The 21,224-nt window shown below is 42.1% G+C and carries 24 protein-coding genes; 4 read left to right on the top strand and 20 right to left on the bottom strand.

Features of this window, described 5'->3' with window-relative positions; all coding sequences use genetic code 11:
• Window positions 1-15 precede the first annotated feature (15 nt).
• From crcB to B9Y67_RS11290, 3 genes are all read right to left on the bottom strand, one after another.
• Window positions 16-399: a fluoride efflux transporter CrcB gene (gene crcB, locus B9Y67_RS11300; RefSeq protein ID WP_085506832.1), complete on the bottom strand. Its 384-nt coding sequence runs from the start codon at window positions 397-399 to the stop codon at window positions 16-18.
• Window positions 396-794 carry a fluoride efflux transporter FluC gene (locus B9Y67_RS11295; RefSeq protein ID WP_254901787.1) on the bottom strand — a complete coding sequence of 133 codons (399 nt, stop codon included), beginning with the start codon at window positions 792-794 and terminating at the stop codon, window positions 396-398. The genes crcB and B9Y67_RS11295 overlap by 4 nt, the downstream gene beginning before the upstream one ends.
• Before the next feature lie 153 nt (window positions 795-947).
• Window positions 948-2,375, bottom strand: coding sequence for a SpoVR family protein (locus tag B9Y67_RS11290; RefSeq protein WP_085506831.1), 1,428 nt, complete (start codon window positions 2,373-2,375; stop codon window positions 948-950).
• A 161-nt stretch (window positions 2,376-2,536) separates the two neighbouring features.
• On the opposite strand from B9Y67_RS11290, the gene B9Y67_RS11285 reads away from it, so the two are divergent.
• Window positions 2,537-3,196: a metalloregulator ArsR/SmtB family transcription factor gene (locus B9Y67_RS11285; protein ID WP_085506830.1), complete on the top strand. Its 660-nt coding sequence runs from the start codon at window positions 2,537-2,539 to the stop codon at window positions 3,194-3,196.
• Window positions 3,197-3,277: 81 nt separating this feature from the next.
• Window positions 3,278-4,513 carry an MFS transporter gene (locus tag B9Y67_RS11280; RefSeq protein ID WP_085506829.1) on the top strand — a complete coding sequence of 412 codons (1,236 nt, stop codon included), beginning with the start codon at window positions 3,278-3,280 and terminating at the stop codon, window positions 4,511-4,513.
• Between the two features lie 59 nt (window positions 4,514-4,572).
• Here the strand turns inward: B9Y67_RS11280 and trxB are convergent, their stop codons facing one another.
• The 8 genes from trxB to B9Y67_RS11240 form a co-directional block, all read right to left on the bottom strand.
• The gene (gene trxB / locus B9Y67_RS11275; protein WP_085506828.1) at window positions 4,573-5,529 is read right to left on the bottom strand and encodes a thioredoxin-disulfide reductase; all 957 of its coding nucleotides are present in this window, start codon (window positions 5,527-5,529) and stop codon (window positions 4,573-4,575) included.
• A 204-nt stretch (window positions 5,530-5,733) separates the two neighbouring features.
• On the bottom strand, window positions 5,734-6,156 hold the full coding sequence (arsC, locus tag B9Y67_RS11270; RefSeq protein WP_085506827.1) for an arsenate reductase (thioredoxin): 423 nt from the start codon (window positions 6,154-6,156) through the stop codon (window positions 5,734-5,736).
• A gap of 25 nt (window positions 6,157-6,181) precedes the next feature.
• Window positions 6,182-7,477 (bottom strand): arsenic transporter, encoded by a 1,296-nt coding sequence (locus B9Y67_RS11265; RefSeq protein WP_085506826.1) that lies wholly within the window; start codon window positions 7,475-7,477, stop codon window positions 6,182-6,184.
• 15 nt (window positions 7,478-7,492) lie between these two features.
• A complete protein-coding gene (locus B9Y67_RS11260; RefSeq protein WP_085506825.1) occupies window positions 7,493-7,837 on the bottom strand; it encodes an ArsR/SmtB family transcription factor in 345 nt (114 codons plus the stop codon).
• Between the two features lie 143 nt (window positions 7,838-7,980).
• Window positions 7,981-8,139 (bottom strand): DUF1540 domain-containing protein, encoded by a 159-nt coding sequence (locus B9Y67_RS11255; RefSeq protein ID WP_085506824.1) that lies wholly within the window; start codon window positions 8,137-8,139, stop codon window positions 7,981-7,983.
• Window positions 8,140-8,253: 114 nt separating this feature from the next.
• The gene (locus tag B9Y67_RS11250) at window positions 8,254-8,871 is read right to left on the bottom strand and encodes a YhcN/YlaJ family sporulation lipoprotein (RefSeq protein WP_085506823.1); all 618 of its coding nucleotides are present in this window, start codon (window positions 8,869-8,871) and stop codon (window positions 8,254-8,256) included.
• A gap of 167 nt (window positions 8,872-9,038) precedes the next feature.
• Window positions 9,039-9,539 carry a hypothetical protein gene (locus B9Y67_RS11245; RefSeq protein ID WP_085506822.1) on the bottom strand — a complete coding sequence of 167 codons (501 nt, stop codon included), beginning with the start codon at window positions 9,537-9,539 and terminating at the stop codon, window positions 9,039-9,041.
• 100 nt (window positions 9,540-9,639) lie between these two features.
• A complete protein-coding gene (locus tag B9Y67_RS11240; RefSeq protein WP_085506821.1) occupies window positions 9,640-9,816 on the bottom strand; it encodes an imidazoleglycerol-phosphate dehydratase in 177 nt (58 codons plus the stop codon).
• A gap of 160 nt (window positions 9,817-9,976) precedes the next feature.
• Here B9Y67_RS11240 and B9Y67_RS11235 point away from each other — a divergent pair, with 160 nt between their 5' ends.
• Window positions 9,977-10,210, top strand: coding sequence for a YhdB family protein (locus B9Y67_RS11235; protein WP_085506820.1), 234 nt, complete (start codon window positions 9,977-9,979; stop codon window positions 10,208-10,210).
• A 76-nt stretch (window positions 10,211-10,286) separates the two neighbouring features.
• On the opposite strand, the gene B9Y67_RS11230 is transcribed toward B9Y67_RS11235, so the two are convergent.
• Together B9Y67_RS11230 and B9Y67_RS11225 are read right to left on the bottom strand one after the other, a co-directional pair.
• Complete coding sequence (locus tag B9Y67_RS11230) at window positions 10,287-11,012, bottom strand: SDR family oxidoreductase (protein WP_085506819.1); 726 nt, start codon at window positions 11,010-11,012, stop codon at window positions 10,287-10,289.
• 15 nt (window positions 11,013-11,027) lie between these two features.
• Window positions 11,028-12,590, bottom strand: coding sequence for a bifunctional GNAT family N-acetyltransferase/carbon-nitrogen hydrolase family protein (locus B9Y67_RS11225; protein WP_085506818.1), 1,563 nt, complete (start codon window positions 12,588-12,590; stop codon window positions 11,028-11,030).
• A 206-nt stretch (window positions 12,591-12,796) separates the two neighbouring features.
• Here B9Y67_RS11225 and B9Y67_RS11220 point away from each other — a divergent pair, with 206 nt between their 5' ends.
• Window positions 12,797-13,021, top strand: coding sequence for a DUF3892 domain-containing protein (locus B9Y67_RS11220; RefSeq protein ID WP_085506817.1), 225 nt, complete (start codon window positions 12,797-12,799; stop codon window positions 13,019-13,021).
• A 33-nt stretch (window positions 13,022-13,054) separates the two neighbouring features.
• Here B9Y67_RS11220 and B9Y67_RS11215 read toward each other — a convergent pair whose 3' ends face one another.
• The 7 genes from B9Y67_RS11215 to B9Y67_RS11185 all read right to left on the bottom strand — a co-directional run bounded on the left by B9Y67_RS11215 (window position 13,055) and on the right by B9Y67_RS11185 (window position 21,117).
• Window positions 13,055-13,786 carry an ABC transporter ATP-binding protein gene (locus B9Y67_RS11215; protein WP_176223976.1) on the bottom strand — a complete coding sequence of 244 codons (732 nt, stop codon included), beginning with the start codon at window positions 13,784-13,786 and terminating at the stop codon, window positions 13,055-13,057.
• Window positions 13,783-14,838 (bottom strand): ABC transporter permease, encoded by a 1,056-nt coding sequence (locus B9Y67_RS11210; protein ID WP_085506815.1) that lies wholly within the window; start codon window positions 14,836-14,838, stop codon window positions 13,783-13,785. Before B9Y67_RS11210 ends, B9Y67_RS11215 begins: the two co-directional genes overlap by 4 nt.
• Window positions 14,822-15,988, bottom strand: coding sequence for an ABC transporter permease (locus B9Y67_RS11205; RefSeq protein ID WP_176223975.1), 1,167 nt, complete (start codon window positions 15,986-15,988; stop codon window positions 14,822-14,824). The genes B9Y67_RS11210 and B9Y67_RS11205 overlap by 17 nt, the downstream gene beginning before the upstream one ends.
• A 41-nt stretch (window positions 15,989-16,029) precedes the next feature.
• Entirely contained in the window at window positions 16,030-17,664 is a 1,635-nt protein-coding gene (locus B9Y67_RS11200; protein WP_085506813.1) for a DUF6583 family protein, read from the bottom strand.
• A gap of 367 nt (window positions 17,665-18,031) precedes the next feature.
• A complete protein-coding gene (locus B9Y67_RS11195; protein ID WP_085506812.1) occupies window positions 18,032-19,273 on the bottom strand; it encodes an anti-sigma-I factor RsgI family protein in 1,242 nt (413 codons plus the stop codon).
• Window positions 19,270-20,010 carry an RNA polymerase sigma factor SigI gene (gene sigI / locus B9Y67_RS11190; protein WP_085506811.1) on the bottom strand — a complete coding sequence of 247 codons (741 nt, stop codon included), beginning with the start codon at window positions 20,008-20,010 and terminating at the stop codon, window positions 19,270-19,272. The genes B9Y67_RS11195 and sigI overlap by 4 nt, the downstream gene beginning before the upstream one ends.
• A gap of 321 nt (window positions 20,011-20,331) precedes the next feature.
• Window positions 20,332-21,117, bottom strand: coding sequence for a PRC-barrel domain-containing protein (locus B9Y67_RS11185; RefSeq protein ID WP_176223974.1), 786 nt, complete (start codon window positions 21,115-21,117; stop codon window positions 20,332-20,334).
• Window positions 21,118-21,224 lie beyond the last annotated feature (107 nt).

Raw genomic sequence — 21,224 nt, 5'->3', positions numbered from 1 at the left:
CTACGGATTTTTTCTTTAAAATCCACGTCCCAGCACTACTCCCGTAAAAAATAACAGCAGACTCCCTGTTACTGTTATTACCACATATATCAAAGCTTTGTTGTCATAACTTTTTGTTATTAAATCGACAATCTCTACACTGAACGTAGAAAAAGTTGTGAAGGCTCCAAAAAAACCAATTCCTGTTACTAAAAACCACGTATCATCATAAGCATCCGCAGGAATCTCTCCATACACTAGGCCAAAAAACAAGCCAAGACCAAAAGAGCCAATCACATTGACAAGCAACATGGCTACTGGAAAAGGCGGGTTTGGAATACGTTTCATGATAAGGAGGCCAAGCAGGTATCTTGCCACCGCGCCAAAGGCACCTCCTATAGCCACTGCCAACATATTCATGATCCTCTCACCTTTCTGTGTCCTTCACTCCATTTGGTACCTAATATCAGCCCGCCAAATGCGAGCAATATGCCACCGAATAAAGAAACAGTAAGGTAAATGACGGAAGCAATTAAAGATAATTGACTACCGAGAGCGAGCGTGTCGCTAGCTAATGTCGACATCGTCGTAAAACCACCGCAAAAACCTACCCCGATACCTTTATTTATCCACTCTCGTGCGTTGCTATTCAGCATCCAGCCCGTAGCCACCCCCAGCATCAGACTCCCAGTAAGATTTTCAATAACCGTGCCTGTAGGGAGACCGGTTGATAATAACTGGAGATTAATCAAATATCTGAATATCGCTCCAATTGCACCACCAGCGCCAATAGCAGCTATATTTTTATAAATCAACGCTCTCCCTCCTTTTTGATATGGAATTAGTATACCTCAATACTCTCCAATACAAAAACCCAGGAAACAGGATTCCGTCAGGGCTTTAGCATTCACCCTTCGTATAAAAAAACAACCCCCTAGCGAAATAGTCCGCTACGGGGTTAATTTCTGTTATAAAAACTTTTTCTGCACCTTCTTGCCACTGTAACTGAACAGTACATCTTTCTTTTCGACTACCGTTTCCATGTGGACTGGACGCCCCCATAGCTGATAAATGTATGGCAGGGTCCGTTCCAAATATTCAAGATCAAGCTCGACATCTTCATAATGATGCTTCAGATATAGTTCCCCGTTTTTCAAGAAATCGCCGTCATTGACCGTGATATATGGGAATCCGCCATTTACACGCATGGTTACCAGCTGGTCTCTTACTGCTTCATAATCCTTATCGGAAATCTTATAGTCCTTTCCCTGCTTTTGGAACAGATACAAATCCTCGTTTCGGCACAAATCTTTGGTTAGATAATTTCGGATGAAAGAAATATCTGACTCGATTTCACGAACCTCAAACATTTTTTCGCGGCCTGATCCTGGTTCTACCCCTCGCTTTTTCATCTCTTCCGTTGGATTATCATAGCGTTCTTCAATATCTTCAAAGATCTTTAATCCTAAATAATATGGGTTAATTTGTGTTCGTGATGGCTGCACGACGCCTGCATTCAATTTTGCAAACTCAACCGCTTCACTACTGGTAAGATCCATTTCCCGCAGGATTCGAGCGTGCCAGTAAGAAGCCCAGCCTTCATTCATGATCTTCGTTTCGAGCTGTGGCCAGAAATATAACATTTCCTGCCTCATCATGGTCAGCACATCACGCTGCCACGGCTCTAATTCCCTGCTGTACTGTTCGATGAATAGCAAGATATCTTTCTCTGGCCTAGGTGGTAATTTTCTTTTGGTTCTTCTCTCAGGCTTTATGCTTTTGTCTGAGGATTCACTGAGCTTCCATAAATCATCATAAGGTGTCGGCTTTGATGCTGGTTCATCATCCTCTTCCACTTCTTCCACATCCTGCCACGTCCACTCTAATTTGGGCCGCACCAAGGATGGATCAATATGTTCCTGGATAGCCAGTATTGCATTTAGAAAATCTTCCACTTCTTTCTTACCATATTTCTTTTCATATGCTGATATACGTTCGGCTGTTGCTGACATACTTTCCACCATATCTCGGTTCGTATTCTGGAAACGAACATTATTTTTGAAAAAATCACAGTGTGCCAATACATGAGCAACAATCAATTTATTTTGAATCAGACTGTTGGAATTCAGCAAAAATGCATAACAAGGGTTGGAGTTGATGACTAACTCATAAATTTTACTTAACCCTAAATCATACTGAAGTTTCATTTTGTGGTATTGTTTCCCAAAGCTCCAATGGGAAAAGCGCGTCGGCATACCGTAAGCACCAAATGTATAAATGATATCCGCTGGACAAATTTCATAACGCATCGGGTAGAAGTCGAGCCCGAAACCCTCTGCGATTTCAGTTATTTCACTTATCGCTCTATGCAGTAACTGTTGCTCCTCAGATTTCAATTAGTTCTCCCCCTTATATGGTATTACTTCTAATGTATGAGGAGCCCGTATAGTTGATGAAAGATGCCAGAAAAAGAATAAATTCTTTCCTGTTTACGAAAAATATTATAATATGTTAATATTCAACTAATCAGTTGAATAGTTAATGAGAGGTGAAATTGATGGACGCAAGAGCTTTTAAAGATACGATATATAGTGAATTCACGCGCATTGGCAAGGTCTTGTCCAGTCCGAAACGAATAGAATTGTTGGATTTGCTGTCGCAGTCACCAAAGTCCGTTGAGACACTGTCCAGGGAAACAAAAATGTCTATCGCTAATACATCTAAACATTTACAGGCTCTATTGGATGCCCGGCTGGTTCGTTACCATAAAGAGAAAAACTTTGTGATTTATCAATTAGCCAATCCTAAGGTTGTTGATTTGTTATTTACCATTAAATCCATCGCGGAAGAGCAGATTGCTGATATAAACATCCTGCGGGAAGAATTTATCGTCAGAGACGATTCTTTAGAAACGATGGAGCTGGAAGAGTGGGAGAATCGTAAAGAAGAAGATAACTATGTGCTCATCGATGTCAGACCCAAAGCAGAGTATCTTAGCGGGCACCTGGAGGGGGCTATCTCCATTCCTATCGATGAATTGAATGAACACCTTAAAAAAATTCCAAAGGGCAAAGAGGTAGTCGCTTATTGTCGTGGTCCTTATTGCGTTTACGCTACCGAAGCCGTTGAGCTTCTTCAATCAAAAGGGTACCATGCATCCCGATTGGAAGCAGGGATCCATGAGTGGAACCAATTTCATGAAAGACAATTCCATTAAAGTTCCAATGAGTTTACAAATAAATGAGTTCTTCAAACCCTGATGAGGACTATCAAATTTAAGTTTCGAGAGGTGAAAAATATGGATGACACTTCAAATAAAATACAGGTGGGTGTAAAAGAAAACATCCTCCAATTCTCGCTATTAGTTGTTATCAACCTGTTTGTCGGCTCGATGGTCGGGTTAGAGCGAACGATCCTGCCCATCATTGGCGAAGAACAGTTTGGCCTGGCATCTACAAGTGTTGCTCTTTCATTTATTATTAGTTTTGGGTTTTCAAAAGCAATCGTAAATTTCTTCGCAGGGAACCTTGCCGATCGAATTGGCAGAAAGCACGTCCTTCTTCTCGGATGGGCTATTGGTTTATCCGTTCCCTTGCTTGTCATTTTTGCGCAAGCCTGGTGGGTCATCGTTTTTGCCAATGTGCTTCTGGGAATTAACCAGGCATTAACATGGTCGATGACGGTTAATATGAAGGTAGACCTTGCCAAGCCGACCCAGCGCGGATTAGCTGTTGGTTTCAACGAGTTCGCGGGTTATATCGGTGTGGCGTTGATGGCAGCAATTTCAGGTTATGTAGCTTCCACCTATTCGTTAAGCCCGGAACCTTTTTATATTGGAATTGCTATCGTCATTATCGGTTTTATTTTATCGCTCTTTGTAAAAAATACAGATAAACACGTAAAAGCCCAGGCTGAAAATGAAACACAACAACTGGCGGAAAATCTCTCCACAAAAGAAGTATTCAACCGGACTACATGGAAAAATAAAAACCTGGCAAGCGGCAGTTTTGCCGGCCTGACTACCAATTTAAAAGACGGAATGGCTTGGGGGCTGTTTCCGATATTCTTCTCTGCTGGTGGTTTGTCTGTCGGTCAAATTGGAACGGTAGTCGCTGTTTATCCAGCAGCCTGGGGATTCTTCCAGTTATTCACGGGCGTGCTTAGTGACCGCATCGGACGAAAGTGGCTGATAACGTCTGGCATGTGGCTGCAGGCCTTGTCCCTTTGGCTGATTTTACTTGTTAACACCTATCCGATGTGGCTCACTGGTGCTTTATTATTGGGACTCGGAACAGCAATGGTCTATCCAACGATTATGGCCTCGATCAGTGATGTTGCTCATCCAGACTGGCGTGCCACTTCCATGGGAGTTTACCGCTTTTGGCGGGATAGCGGCTACGCCTTTGGGGCATTGTTAGCAGGAATCATTGCAGATATGCTAGGTGTCAGCTGGTCAATCGGTCTTGTGGCATTGTTGCCATTCTTTGCTGGTTTAATGACCGCCTTTCGTCTGGATGAAACCCTTAAGAAATAACATAACACCACATATAAAAACCGATCAGCATAGGCGCTGATCGGTTTTATGTTTATTTATCAGGAAGATAAGTTTTGACTCCAGTCGATGGTCACTTCGCCTTCCAGATACTTCTCGGCATCCATAGCTGCCATACACCCTGTACCTGCAGCTGTAACCGCTTGGCGGTATTTGTTGTCCTGCACATCTCCACAGGCGAACAGACCAGGAATATTTGTGTTTGTCGTACCTGGGGTCACCTGGATATAGCCGTTTTCATCGGTATCGACTTGCCCCTTTAAAAATTCCGTGTTCGGATTATGCCCAATTGCAATGAAAATGCCGTCCGCTTCAATAACTTCCTCTTGTCCGGTATCATTATCCTTCACTTTAAGGCCGGACACTTTCATACCATCAGAGATAACCTCCACTGGTGTCTTGTTCAGACTCCATGTGATTTTTTCATTGTTTTTCGCCCGATCCTGCATGATCTTAGAAGCACGGAGTTCATGTCGGCGGTGTACGACATTCACTTCACTTGCGAACTTCGTCAGGAAATTGGATTCTTCCATTGCAGAATCCCCGCCCCCGACAATCAATACTTTTTTATCCCGGAAAAAGAAGCCGTCACACGTAGCACATGTACTGACACCTTTCCCCATATTCTCTTTTTCTCCTGGAATGCCGAGCATTTTTGCTGAAGCCCCGGTGGAGACAATTACGGTCTCAGCTTCCAATTGTCCAAGTCCGTCTACAGAAAGCTTGAATGGACGTTCTGACGTATCCACATCTGTCACCCAGCCACGCTCGAAAGTTGCTCCAAAACGCTGGGCTTGTTTTTTCATATTATCCATCAGTTCCGGTCCCATGATGCCATCCGGGAAGCCGGGATAGTTCTCTACTTCTGTCGTCAATGTCAATTGTCCGCCTGGTTCCGGTCCCTCGATGACCAATGGTTCCATATTCGCACGAGCCAGGTAGACAGCAGCCGTCAACCCGGAAGGCCCAGTTCCTAAAATGATCGCTTTATGTGCCATTCGTTATTCCTCCTAACAATTGCTTGGTTAGTTGATAGTATGCCCAACAACTGTACACTTTTACTGAACTGCTTGTTTTGGTTCCATTATAACTATTAACCAAGCTGGATATTTTCAAAACATGTTAAGCCATTCTCCTTTAAAAACTCAACTTGCCCCCGTGTCCTGCGAAAGTTCAAAAAAGCACCCCGGATCCAGCTTTGTTTATTCTCCTTCTTCGGCAAAACGTTTGATGCGTGCTTCAATTTCATCACGGACCCGCTGGAAGACCGCCCATTTCTCCTCTTCGGTGCCTTCAGCTTTAGCTGGGTCATCAAATCCCCAGTGATAACGTGTCACATGCGGTAGAGTCATGGGACACTTATCATTTGCATCCCCACACAAGGTAATAGCATAAGCGGCATTGTTCAGGATATCGTTATCAATAATATCAGAGGTATGATCGCTGATATCAATATCAACTTCCTTCATTGCTTTCACTGCATTCGGGTTCAAACCATGGGCTTCGATCCCTGCTGATAATACTTTATACTGATCACCCAGGTACTTCTTTCCGAAACCGTCCGCCATTTGGCTGCGGCAAGAGTTTCCTGTACATAAGAAATAAATGACTGGCTTTTTAGACATAATGATTCTCCTTTGTTAACAAAATTTATATTAATAATAGCCATAGATATAAACCGACTAACGTAATGAAAAGGGTTGGGACAGTCAAAATAACCCCCACCTTGAAATAGTAGCCCCACGAAATTTTTACACCTTTTAAAGAAAGCACATGGAGCCATAATAAGGTAGCAAGTGAACCAATTGGTGTAATTTTCGGTCCTAAGTCAGAACCGATGACATTCGCGTAAATCAATGCTTCCCTGATTGTACCACTGGTATTTGTATCTGCGATCGCAAGGGCGTCAATCATGACCGTCGGCATATTGTTCATGATGGATGATAAGATAGCCGCAATGAAGCCCATTGAAATGGTAGCTGCGAACAGACCAGTATCCGCAGTCGCCTGTATGACATTAGCCAGGACATCAGTTAAGCCAACGTTCCGAAGTCCATACACTACCACATACATCCCGATGGAAAAGAACACAATTGCCCATGGTGCTTCTTTCACAACTTTTGCCGTTTCCACAGCTGGACTTCTTCGTGCCATAACCAGGAAGAAAATAGCGACGATACCAGCAATAATCGATACGGGAATCCCGATGAATTCACTGGCAAAATACCCAACCAGCAAGACACCTAATACGCTCCAGGAAAGTCGGAACATTTTATGGTCTTTGATGGCCTCTGCCGGTTTTTTCAATTGATCCACATCGTAATTAGCCGGGATATCCTTTCGGAAAAATAAATACAATACCAGGATACTTGCCCCTAAAGAAAAGAAGTTAGGTATGATCATACGAGAGGCATATTCAGCGAAACCGATATTAAAAAAGTCTGCCGATACGATATTAACAAGGTTGCTCACTACTAAAGGCAAAGAAGTCGTATCAGCGATGAACCCACTGGCCATAATGAACGGCAGAATCATGGTTTCCTTGAAATTCAAATTACGCACCATTGCAAGAACGATTGGTGTAAGAATCAATGCTGCTCCGTCATTGGCGAATAATGCGGCAACAATTGCACCGAGCAAGGTGACATATACAAACATCCGTACTCCGTTTCCTCTAGCGATGCGCGCCATATGAAGTGCGGACCATTCAAAGAATCCGATTTCGTCTAATATCAAAGAAATAATAATGATAGCAATAAATGCTAAGGTTGCATTCCAAACAATTCCTGTCACCGTCACGACGTCATTAAAGTCCACAACGCCGACGAGCAGCGCAAGAATTGCTCCTCCTACCGCTGTCCAGCCAATGCCAAGCCCTTTCGGCTGCCAGATGACCAGGACAAGCGTAATGATAAATATAATCGTAGCTAATAATACGGAAGCCAAAAACTATTCCTCCTGTCAATCACATTTTATCCGTTTACCAGATTTCTCTAATGCTTCTAACTTTTCTTTTTGGTCCGGGATATGTTCCAGAACACTTACTACTAGTGGAAAGATATCACTATTCTCATTCAATTTATAAAAAATCCAGTGACCTTTGCGTTCTTCCTGAACAAGCCCTGCATCCCGAAGCTTTCTAAGGTGCTGACTGATTGCAGGCTGGCTCATTTGTAAAATCTCGACAAATTCACAGACGCAGCATTCATTACCTCGAAGAAGTCCAATAATTGTCAATCGGGTTTTGTCACCGAGGAGCTTTAGCGCAGTTGTTGCTCGCTCAATGTCCACCATTGTTCTTTCCATTGCTCCACCTCCGATAAAAATCACTATATAAGTATATGCTTATATTTGCAAGTAAAAACAATATATTTTACATTTCTTTAACATTATTGCTCTGTTAGTTATGAATTACCAAAAAAGCGTCCCGTACAAGGACGCTTTCCTTATCAATGAGATTTCGGTTCAAATGTCTTACAGTCGGTTTCTTTTTGATCTTCCGCTTGTTTTCCAGCATGACTGACTACATAAATTTCTGATGCACTGCACCGGTTACCTTCTACGTTATACACACAGTTATTTACTTCACAAAGTACATCTTGAGCCATTCTCAATCACCTCCCCTGCTTATATTTTGCACGCTTACTTTATTCACATGCCCCATAAGAACAGAGAGTTTTTCCCAATTAAAAACAGGCTGTTTCAAACAGCCTGTTTCGTAATTATTCTGCATCCGGGAAGATACGATCGACCATTTCACCGAATTGACGGAAGAAACCTTCAACCGGCTCTCCGTTATCTACATCATTGACATAGTTATCGGTCAATTCAGCAAAATCAGCATTAGCGGATACATAAACGTTATCAATGTCATTATTTTGGTTCTTCACGATATCAGCGATTTTTTTCTTCATTTCATCACTTACATCACCGTTTTCGTTCTGACCAATATCCATTCCACCATCGTCTCTCACACCTTCAGCGTTATTCATCTGGTTCCCCAGGTCAGCGTTGTTGTTCTTTGCATCCTGAGCATCCATAAAAACAGCAACATAAGCATTATTATTAGTAGTCAATACGATGGCGCGCTTGACACCCTCCACCTGATCAGCGATGGTTTCTGCTGCCTGTTCGGCAACCTCATAGTTATTGTTGCGATTGTCATCACGATCATTGACATTCATATTGTCACGGTTTGCCATGTCTTCCCCGTCTCTTTCAAACTGAGTGTTTTCAATTCCATCGTTCAGGTTATCGTTTCGAGCTCCTTCATCATTAGCCTGGCAGGCAACCAGCGCAGAAGTCGCAAGCAGTCCAAGTGCAATTGCTTTTATTTTCATTTCCTGTTTCCTCCTTCTTATGGTTAGATATCGTTGATTATCTTTCCATAAAAAAAGGAAAATATACCGGTGAATTTTTTAATTATAATTTGCTTTTTCAAAAGAGAAAATCACCGAGGAAATGAGACTTAAAAAAAGATGGAGGAAACATCCTCCACCTTGTACAGTCAGGCTGTCAGCCCCCACCACATATTCAAAAAGACCATGTACAAAGTCAGCAAGGCATTTATAAACAGGAATACTGCCGGAACGACTTTTAATACATTATCTATCCTCGAATAGGAAAGTCTTATAAATACTACAGAAGCAATCAGGAATATATAATATGTAATGAATAATAGCCAGTAATTGCTCATTGGCTCACCAAGCCCAATCTCATAACCGATCGCAAAGATTGCCCAGACACTCAAAAAAGATACAACTGCAATTGAAAACCAGCGCCGTTCGCCTGTAAAATAAATAATCCCGGCAATCCCCGCAGCTAATGTCACAACACCAAATATTTCCGTCAATATCACCATGACACGTAAAGCTGTATCAGTGCCGGCTACTGTAAAAGTGAATAACAGGAATAACCCAAACACAGCAATTCCCCAGACATTTGCAAAATACAATTGGTCTTTCCTGTCCATTCCCGTAAATAGTTGTTTTGCTCTCTCCATTTCCATGGCTGACTCAGCTCCTCCCCAACACGGATGTAATCAAAATGATTATACCATAAATTAAGCTGGTTACTCCGGGAAAACTCCCAGAGTAACACCAGCGGAATCAATGTGTTTTTTTCGCTTTTGGTCCTTTTTTAGAGCGGTATTCTTTTCCTTTATTCTGGTCTCCTGAAGCAATTTCTTTACCGAACTCTTCGTTAATTTTTCCACCTGGAAGTTTACCGGTACGTTTGGGTGAACTTTGGTTTTTGCTTCCTTTACTTCCATTATGACTTGTCATAGTATCTGCTCCTTTCAATGGATTACCCTTATTTTCTGCCAGTAAAACCGTTTCATTCCGTTAAGTGTTGGCATTTTTAGTACCAATCAACAAGGAAGATAGAAGAGAATCCCGGATATAATAAAAGCAACCCTTCGCTTTAGAAAGGGGCGGAATAACAATGCATTACAGTGACTATGACAAAGCTTTATATTACACGCTTTGGGGACAATGGGACGACTTGTTGATTTTGATGGTACGGACGGAGGACCAATTCTTATCGAAGAAAATTGAAGTCTTCCTTCACGCATTTCATTATCACTCGACGGAAAAAGAAGTACTGGAATCCCATGAAAATTTACTCTCCTATATCGACCATGCGATGGTATCGACAGCACCTGTCATGACGGTTTAACATTAGAAAAAACTTGGCTTAGTCCTTTATGACGAAAGCCTCTTATAAAAAAAGCAGCCTGTGAGGGCTGCTTTTTTTATGGTCTAGGGTAGGTTTGTGTCAGTGGATGCAAATGTAATTCGTCAATTAGCATATGTTTTGGCACACCTGCCATATAGACGATCGACTCGGCAATATCTTCCACTTTAAGCCATTTTTCTTTTTCAGGAAGTCCCTGTTTACTATTCGCAAAATACGTATCGACCATACCGGGATTAATGGTTCCGATGCGAATACCTTCTTCGCGGACCTCCTGTGCCACTGCTCCCATGAACCCTTGTACCGCATACTTAGTGGACGTATATAAGGACCCCGCTTCAGGGATTGTATAACGGGAAACATCTGAAGCTACTGTAATAATCGTGCCGAATTGATGTTTTTTCATGATCGGCAAGACGGCTTTTGTGGCAAGGAAGACACCCTGGACATTGATGGAAAACGTTTTTTCCCATTCTTCAACTGTAACATCTTCTACTTTTTTAAAAGCCCCGATTCCAGCATTATTAATGAGTATATCAATTTTCCCGTAGGCTTTTTCTGTCGCTTGAACGACACGTTCTACGTCATTTTCTTTACTGACATCTGCGACAAAGGACTGGATGTTTTCATAACCTTCTTCTTTTAAGCCTTCTGCTGTCTCATGTATATCCTGGGAACTTCCGAGAATGGCAAGTTTCACACCCTTTTCTGCCAACTGCCTTGCCACTTCTCTTCCTATTCCACGTGAGGATCCAGTTACAATGGCAACCTGATCTTTTAACATCGAATCTTCCTTTCTTTACGTACGTTCTGGTTTCACCACGGTGTCTAATTTATAATCCAAATCAAATAAATCCCTTCTGCGATCATGGAGTTGTCGTACGGTTCCTGATTTTCGCTGTCGCCTTAAGATTTCCAAATCGACATCACCGACAACGACGGTTTCCACATTGGCATTACATTCGCCAACAATGCCGTCTCTTGCAAATTCAAAATCAGACGGAGTGAAAATCCCGGACTGGGCATACTGGATGTCCATATTTTCTACTTGTGTCAAGTTGCCAACTGTCCCAGCAATAACCGTGTACACTTGATTTTCAACCGCACGCGCCTGGGCACAATAGCGGACACGTAAATATCCTTGGCGGTCATCCGTACAGAACGGCACAAAAATGATATTCGCTCCTTTATCGACAGCATAGCGGGCGAGTTCAGGGAACTGGATATCATAACAGATTTGAATGGCAATTTTACCGCAGTCCGTATCGAATACTTTTACAGCATCTCCCGGCTGGATTCCCCACCACTTTCGCTCATTTGGAGTGACATGAATTTTATACTGTTTTTCTATCGTACCATCTCTGCGGAACAGATAGGAAATATTATAAATATGGTCGTCCTCTTCTACAAAATGTGATCCGCCGATGATATTAACGTTGTATTTCACCGCCAAATGGGTAAACAGCTCAATATAATCTTCGGTAAATTCCGATAACCTGCGAACCGCCTGTGATGGGACTTTTTCTTCAAGAAAGGACATCAACTGAGTGGTGAAAATTTCCGGGAACACAGCAAAGTCAGAACCAAAATCCGCCGCGACATCTACATAATATTCACACTGTCTTGCAAATTCTTCAAACGAATCGATATTCTTCATCATGTACTGAATGACCATGATCCGGACCGGGTAGCTAGTCTTAAAATGACGCTTCGTTCTGGCACGATAATCAACATTATTCCACTCCATTAAAGTAGCATACTTGGAAGACTGTGTATCATCCGGCAAGTAGTTCGGGTTGATTCGCATGACAGTAAACCCATTCATTACCTGAAACGTTAGAACCGGGTCATAGATGCTTTTATTTAATACTTCTTCTACATACTCCCGCGGCGACATCTCCTGTTCGTATTTATGATAGTTAGGGATTCTGCCGCCAATAATGATACTTTTGAGATTAAGTTGTCTTGCCAGTTCTTTCCTTGCTTCATAGAGGCGCCGGCCGATTTTCATCCCTCGGAATTCCGGGTGGACCATGACCTCAATGCCATATAAATTGTAGCCTTCATCATCATGATTCGTGATATACCCTTCATCAGTAATATCATCCCATGTATGCTTATCGTCATATTCATCAAAATTGACAATCAAACTGGAACAGCTCCCGATAATTTCTCCGTCATATTCCACGACGAACTGCCCTTCCGGGAAATGACGTAGGTGGCTTTCCAAATGCTCCCGCTTCCATGGTTCCATATTTGGAAAACAGATCGACTGCAATTTCAATATCGAAGCGATATCTTTATCCTGGAGATTCCTGACCGCCAGTTTCTTTTCAAATTGGGATAAATCAAGTTTGGACATGCAATTTTATCCTTTCCTGGTAATCGTTTTAGTCATAATATAGCTTACTGAAAAATGGATTCCTTTGTCTAGTTTTACCCATTTACAGGTTTCCGTAACTGCTTTTTATTTGCAACAATTAATTGATTGTATCGAGCAAATCCATATAGCTTAAACTTAATAAAATTCATAAAAGAGTACAAACTAGGATTAAGGAGGCGATCTATATGGCTGAACAAGTAGTGGCAGTAAGAAAAAATGGTGATGGGGATATCATAGAACTGAAGCTGTCTTCCGGCCAGGTTGTCGATTATAAGCAGGCCCAGCAGATGGCAGATAGTGGGGAGATCGAGCATGTGAACACCTTCCGAGGTAAAGATGGAGATAAACATCTAAGAAGTGATGCAGACGGAGATCCAACCAACAACCTCGATAACCTGCCAACATTTTAATACCAAAAAAAGAGCCTGCACACAAGCAGGCTCTTAATTATGGCCCAATGTTTCCTTACCGGCACGGACGATATTTGCCAGCTCCCCACTATAGTCGTTGGCGGGAAAATGAAGCAAGTCTTTCATCCCTCCATCAAAAACAAGCTCCCCTTTATCCATCAATAACAGTCGTTTACTCAGCCTGGTAAGCTCATACCAATCATGACTGATATAAACGAGTGTTACACCAGCTTCATTCAACTTTTTCAGCCAATCAATGATTTCAACTTTGGCGGCGATATCTATTCCAGCCGTAGGCTCGTCTAATAGACAAATTTCCGGCTTGTGCAATAACCCAATACATAAATGGAGTTTTCGCTTCCATCCTCCTGATAAATCCTTCGTCCGTTGGTTCATCACCTCATCGAGTCGTAATACTTCCAGCATATTATCTACGTAAGTATCATCAATTGCTGATGAACTTAGTTTACACCAGGAATTGATTTGCTCCTTCACTTTCAACCCTTCGAACAAAGCGATTTCCTGGGAGATATAACCTATGCGTTTTCGAATATTTTTCACCTGATTCCTGTAAGGGTGATCTTCAAAAAGCAACGTTCCGCTTGTCGGCTTTTCAATCGTAGCGAGCACTTTCAATAACGTTGTTTTACCTGCTCCATTCGGGCCAATGATGCCAAGCGATTCCCCAGGTTTAATATGAAAGGTCAGATCATGAAGAATCGGTTTTCTTTTATAACTTTTAGTAATCGCTTCTGATCGGATCATACGAGTCCCTCCAGCCAAATTTGATGGAACAGCCATCCGTGCGGCAGCCATTTTTCCAAAAAAACACTATCCACACTCTCTAAAGGTATACCTCCTAAAAGAAAGGAAACCACAATAATAACAGCAGTGATGCTGATAAATACTCTGTGATTTTTAACGAATATTGCCAGCACCAGCCAGCATGCATGGACAATACTGATGACACCTGCAACTTTTAGCAGCGAGGGGAGCAGCAAAGTCCAGGAAATTTGAAATACGAAAGTAACCAGTGTAAGCACTATAAAAGTAACACCAAGTAATAGGCTAAACGACAACAGGAACAACACGGCGTAGTAAGAATAGACATGGCCACTAGTCAGCTTCATCCGCGTCAATAAACCTGTGCGGCGATCATGGAATAGTGGTAAGTAAAGATAAGTAGCTGCCCCCATGAGATAAACAAGTAAAATGGAGAACACTCCCTGCACCACCAAAGGAATTGTTTCTTTCTCCTTCTCAAGCCCGCTGACCCAATGGAAATCCATTTGAAAAAGTGGCTCTGGCTGCCAATAACTATCCGCTTGTGTAAACGTTTCTTCCCAAACCGAATCCCCCTGATACTCCGCAGCGAATTGAGCGGCTTTACTGTTAAGGAGGAGACGGGTCACTTCTGAAGCGACTTTTTCTTTTGCAAAAGCGTCGAATGTGGAATCTTCAGAGCGAAGCCAACGGATTTTCTCCTCAGTTTCCCCGGTTCTCAGTTGTTCTTCAAAACCAGCATCCATAAGGAAAGCTGCCTCTAACTCTCCGATCTGTACCAGCCTTTTTGCTTCCTCCAAATCGAGTTTTTTCAGGTTAAGGTGTTCATTTTCTCCAAGCCGCTCATAGACGAGTGAAGAAAACTGCGTATTATCCTTATCCACCCATCCAACTGGAATTTGACTTCCCGATAGAGTTGCAGAAAGAAACGGATAAACTCCAACAACACACACGAATGGAAAGAAAATCAGAAATAACAGGCTTCTCCAACGTTGCATCAACCAGATAGATTGCAGTCTAAGCTGGGTACCCATGGCGCTTCTCCACCTTCCGAATAATCAGCCATCCTGTAAGGACCAGTGTCAGTCCCCACCCAGAGGGAACAAGCAAGAAAAATGGGGATGTATCCTGCAGCCCCTGATAGATATGAGGCCAAGGTAAAACAGCCTGCGCATGACTCAGCCACTCAGGCAAATAACTGCGTGGAATTAACACTCCGCTTGCCAAGAGTAAAGGAAGTGATAAGACAGCATACCATAAAGCAGCTTCCACTTTTCTTCTGGTAACAGCAAGGAAAAAAGCTGCCAGAGCCGCTTGTACCAGTGCATGAAACAAAAGCAGCAACTGAGAGGATTGCAGTGCTTCTTCGACATAGAAACCATAACTGAAGAAAAATATCTCATTCCCAATTAAAGTAAAAATAAAGAATAAGGCGGCATGGACAAGATAAATACGTCCTCTTCCTATATCCATGGCTTGCAGCCGATCCCTCACGCCCCCGTGCAGCAACGACTGTCGGGAAGCAATGAATAAGCTAAGCGCCACCCACGAACCCATCATCCAGGCAGCTATTGCAGCATGATTCTTCCACCCAATAGATGCTCCTCGCTCTATGTTTTCCGTCACAAACAGACCATTCCGATCGAGCGCCTCCAATGTAAAAGTAATGATGACCTGCTGCATCAATTGTTGCCGCTCTTCCGAATTTTCCATAGGTTTTATTACTGATTCATAAACAGCATTGACGCCACTTTGCGCGGCAGATATGTAACTTGCTGCACTGTCCATTAATAACTGCACAACACCTGACTCTAACGGTTGTTTGTCATTAAGCCATACTTCCATTGGAGTGTTAGTACCGTTTCTTAAATCAGCAGTGAACCCTGCTGGAATGATTACGGCCCCTGTCCATTCCCCGTTACGGATCCCTTTTGTTACTTCATTCATTTCTCCCGGTATAAAACGTAATTGATCGTTTAATGTCTCGTCTTCCTGCAGCTGGTTGATCAGGGACTTCGTTTCAAAGGTCTGGTCCTCATCAACTACAGCAACCTTAATCGGCTCATTCTCTCCATTCAGGAACCCTGCTGCCCCATATCCTAACAATCCTAAAAGTAAATATGGTGCAAATACACACAAAAAAAGAAGGAGCGGCCGTCTGGCAGCCGCTCTGATTTCTAGCAAAAAAAGCGAGATGCTTTGCACGACCGTTCCTCCTTCACTCTTTAAAAGGCTCCCAGCCCTCCAAAGTTACCGAACATATCCATATAATATTTTTGCAGGTTCATTTCTATTTCCTGCATAATTGATTCCATTTCCTGATCACTTGCTTCCATTACATTCACTGTGCCGGTTTCTGCAAGGTCAGGAAAATCCAATGCATCTGTAAATTCGGTATCGGTAATGATATTAAGTTCAACCATACCACTGACTGGGCCTGTCATTGGGTCCTCCATAGCGAAATCTATACCAACATCCAGGTTTTGATTTGCCTTATCCCCATCTAATTCAGAAGCTGTATTGATATACCCACTCAGTTCAGGAACGGGCCCCCCGGCAAAAGCGGCGCCTTCCATTATTATATCAAAAGTTGTTTCGCTGCTTGCCCCTTCCAGAACAGAAGAAAGCGTTACTCCTATAGTAGAGGGCTGGCCTTCCTCTTCCATCGAAAAGGAAATATCATGATCCACATGAAGCGCTTCTTCGGCTTTTTCCCCCTTTTCATCCAGACGGAAGGAGAATATTCCATCTTCACTGGATGGTACAACGTCCATTGCTACCTTAGAAGTATAAGCTTCATCCTTTTCCTCATAATTCGTATGGAATGAGATAGCAGCTGATTCCTCAGCTTCTGCATGACTTATCGTAAAATTGATATCCCGATAAGCAACTAAATCCCCGTCAAGATAGGCTTCCAGCTTGAAACCATCTGGCATTTGAATATTATCTACTTCTTTTTCCAAGTCTTCTACAACGGATTTACCATCCTCGACATCCCCTGCAGCCATATTCAATTTCATTTGTGCATCAACCAAATTCCAAATACGCTCATCATCTTTCAATTTATTTAACAATACTTTTATAAGATCTTTTGATTCTTTCTCCGAAAGGTTCAGGGTTACTTTGTCATACTTTTCGTTTTCATAACGTACCCCGTTTTCCATTTCGAATTGATCTTTGTCCAGTTCTTTGAGCAATGTTGTCGTATAGTCTTTTGCAATCTCATTCAATTCATCAGCTGTCAAAGTAGCAGATTGGTATTCCGCCAGGTTCGGCAGTTCTTCCATACCGGCCGCCTCTTCCCCGTGCTTACGCAAAAATTCACCCAGTTGATCGTTTGGTAAGGTGAAATAGTCTTCATAGAGAAAGGGAACCTTTAAAGCTGCTTGACTTTCGTTCTGGTAAAGTTCTGCATTTCCCAGGCTTTGACCTTGGAACAGCAAGTCTAACGCCATGAACGTCTCTTTAGAACCAGGATCCATCATATGCTCTGTCTCTAATTTAGCGGACGAAACCATTCCTTTAATCATTGGGAGCATGGCACCGAATTCCTGAGCCCCTTCCTCGACATTAAAATCTGCTGTTACCGTAGAAGAACTGTAATAAGCACTTTCGGTCATTTTCTCTTTCAATTCTTCCAATTCTTCCATTTGTTCCGATTGACTTTTCAGAAAAGTCATCTGTTTCTCGATGGTATTCTGCTCCGCTGTCAAATAACGAGCCATTGGATCTTTATCCTTCATGACACCGAAAGCAGTTGCGCCAATTCCCGCAACAATGATAACCGTCACCACTATAAATATCCAGTTTTTCATCCCGCCTCTTCCTTTAGCGGTCCCCTTGTTTCGTTGGTTGCTCATGTTTCTCCCCCTATTTTGTGTAATCATTCATCCTAATTGTTATACGACTCTGGCTACTAAAAGTTTCATAAAAATACTAAATATTACAAGTTGATGTCAGTATACTATTTTCCAAGAAAAATAGATATATGTATTTGCTTGTCCTGTTAATATTTATTCACGTTCATTGAAATCCATGTTAAAAAAGGTAAACGAATATAGTTAATCTTTATAGCCCACGGAAAGCGATCCGTTTTCCCAGCCACCATAATCGCTACCTAACGTCTCGAAACTGAGTCTTCAGCAATTGGGAGCTTTTCTATAAAATAAATACGCAGATTTAACCGGACCAATAAGCAAAACCGCAGGTTAATCCCTACGGTTTTGCTTATTTTTTATTCTCTTTTTTAGATTGTCCTGGTGGCTGTTTGTCTTTATTTGAATCTCTCTTCTTATGACCAGGTGCTTGTTTTTCCTTACCAGTATCTTTTTTCATATGACCAGGCGGTGTCTTATACTGACCTGATTCCTTAGAGGAGTTTTTATTCTTCTTTTTATCTCCACCAGAAGGAGAATGACCCTTCTTTTTTTCTTGACCAGGTGCCTGTTTTTCTTTCACCTTGTCGTTAGCTTTACTGGAAGGTTCATTCCCTTTTGTATGATTATCTTTTTTCTCATTTGTATTTTTTTCAGGCTTTTCCTTTTCAAGCCCTTTTCCTTGGCCGGGATGATCGTTCTTCTTCTCGACAGGCGATGACTTTTGGCCTCTATCCTGTTTTTCCTGACCAGGAGGAGTTGTTTGTTTCGCTTTTTCAGTTTTAACCGGCTTGTTCTTTGACCCCTCTTCCTTTTTCTCCACGGGGTCCTTTGGTTCTTCTGATTTATAAAAAGATTGAATAATATCTTTATCTTCCCCATCCAGCTGTTGAACCTCGCTGGTGGAAACATCCTCGTCTTGAACAGTGGAACTGTCGGCCGATATTGTTTCAGCCATATATTGGTTGACCGGCTTGTTCACTTCTTTCGCCTTGGTACGGATACTTTCCGGTACAACAAAAGCCGCTACACTTAAAGTGGCTAATTGTTCATCGACATAATCTTCGATCTCTTCGGTAAAATCAAATTCCAGCTCTTCGTTCAAATAACTGACCCCTACAAGGACACTGTCAAGCTCATTCATCATCCCTTGTTTTTCACTAAGCTCTACAAACCGGACAATCACTTCTTCTGCAGTTTTATGCTTCCATGAGGAAAATTCATCGAGCAGTTTAGCTGCATCCTCATTATGGGGAATCATGTTCAGTACCTGTCTATCTTCATTAATTTCCAGTTCAACACTTGGGTTGATATCGACATTCACATAAGCATATGCTTTATTACTGTCATACCAGGAATATAAAGGTAAAAATGCAAGGAGAATTGCCGTTGCCATTGCTAGTATCCGCAGCTTGGCATGCTGCTTTTTCAACAGAAAAAATCCAGCTGATCCCTTTCTTTCCGGCAGAAGCTCGTAATGGGATTCCATTCCGACTTCTACATCATTCAGTGGTTTTGCTTTGTGAAAAGTACCAAACTCGGTAAGAACAATGGTATAACCACGGTGGTGTTCCATGACAATTCCTTTTCTCACAACCCCACCCCCTTAATATAGTCTTTTAGGTACACATATTCTTCACTAAGAATGATAACCATCGCCAGAATAAATTTCCGATTCCGTTCCAGCGTTTTCTTACTGACATCCACACGGCCAACGAGATCTTTGATTGGCAGTCTGCCCTTTTTCAAGACTTTTTCCCTTAGTTCTGCATCTCCATAAATTACCCTGGCTACCCGAATCGCTGATTCACGGGCGTCCCGGTGCTGAGGAGATACTTCGGTAAGTTCTTTGAAAGATAGCTTGTACTGCTTCAACTTCAATTGAAAATCCTTGATCTCTTCCCGTCGGTACCATGCTTCTGTCTGGCGTTCATATTGCTCTTTAGCGGCCGTAATTTCAGATGGGTTCTCCATCTGTTCTTCATTCTCATAATCTTCATCAAGGGAAGCAGCCATCAAATGGCGCTGCTCATTCCGGATAAAATCAATCACCTTGCGCTTAATGACCAGGCGCGCAAAAGATAAGAATGAGCTCCCCTTTTTGGAGGAGAAGGAGTCGATCGCTTCATTGAATGCCATCAGCCCTATGCTGAATTCATCATCCTTATGTTGGTCAATGTACCGTTTACATACTTCAGAAACATTTTTGGCGATAAAAGGTTGATATTGTTGTAAAAGGTGATTACGAATTTCTTCGTCTCCCGCTTGTGCTAATGTCACTTGCTCATTGAGGGAGGTGTCAGTTTTCTTATCAAACAGACTCCTGATCAACCTTTACCACCTCCAGCTATTAAGAAATTTCGTGAGAGCCTTTTATTTTATGGGTGTTCTTATCAAAATTCTTTCAATTATGTTACAAAGATGTTTCAACCAACCTTATTTCTGAAGTATAACCTAACTATATTAAGGGGCCTATTCTATTACTAAAATGTTCAACGTGACTATCTTATCGAATTATCATCCTGTTATCTAGCACAGGTTGTTTACATTTTATTAAATGATGATTTCAAAATATAGGCCCAATTTCCTGTGGACAAAATCCAGGTAAGAAAAAAGCCCCACCACCTGGTGAGGCCTTAAACTATATTCGTATTACTGCCAATAGGGTTCTTTGCGATATTTTCGATAAATCATCTCTTCGAATTCTTTTGACACTATTTGGTCTTTCTCATAATTAGGACCTTCTTCAATCGTTTCCAGTTTTAGATCTATATAAAAATCATTCGCTAACCAATCTACCGATTGCAGCCAATCCGGCGATAACAGCACCCGTTCATTTGTAGACCATTCGCTCGTATCTACAAGTAAATATCTTATTCTCCAAGTATCCTCATCAATCATGATATCTTTTATATAGCCGATTTGGCCATTTTCTCCGTGCACAACTCCGTGTTTAAACTCACCTTTAATGTTTTCGGCGCTGCGCAGTTTATCATTCCTGCCATGAACATTATCATTGATAGGGGGTTCCTTTGTCGTTTGGGGCTCAGCTGCTCTCGCTGGTTCCTCCATCGGGTCCATCGGTGTCAAATAGCCGCCCCATAGAAATTCCCCTGTCCAATATTGTTTCCAACCAAAGGTATCGGACAATTCCATTTCTTTCTCATAAGAAAAGTCCTGCTTTTCTTCCAAGGCCGCATTATTCCGTATATCTTCTTTATTATTTTCCACATGGATTACTTGTTCTTCAGTGTCGATTGCCTTTACCCCGGAAGGAGAGACTACCACTTTCTTTCCAGGCAGCCATTTCCTTGTATCAGCCACTAAGTAGCGGACCGTCCATTTCTTATCATCAAAATATAAGTCTTTCACTTTGCCAAGCTCCCCATCATTGGCCTGGATATTATAGTTTTTTAATGTACTTGCAAAATATAACATGTAACCCCTCCTCATAAAAGACTGGTGATTTATAATTATTTTTCCCTTTGTCATATATAGTAAAACTTGGGAGGTAAGTTATTCCGAGTGGTTTAGCTCTTTTTCAT

The sequence above is a fragment of the Thalassobacillus devorans genome (assembly GCF_900176565.1).
In the GTDB taxonomy this organism is placed as follows: Bacteria; Bacillota; Bacilli; order Bacillales; family Halobacillaceae; genus Thalassobacillus; species Thalassobacillus devorans_A.
This window is presented reverse-complemented; position numbering and strand designations above follow the sequence as displayed.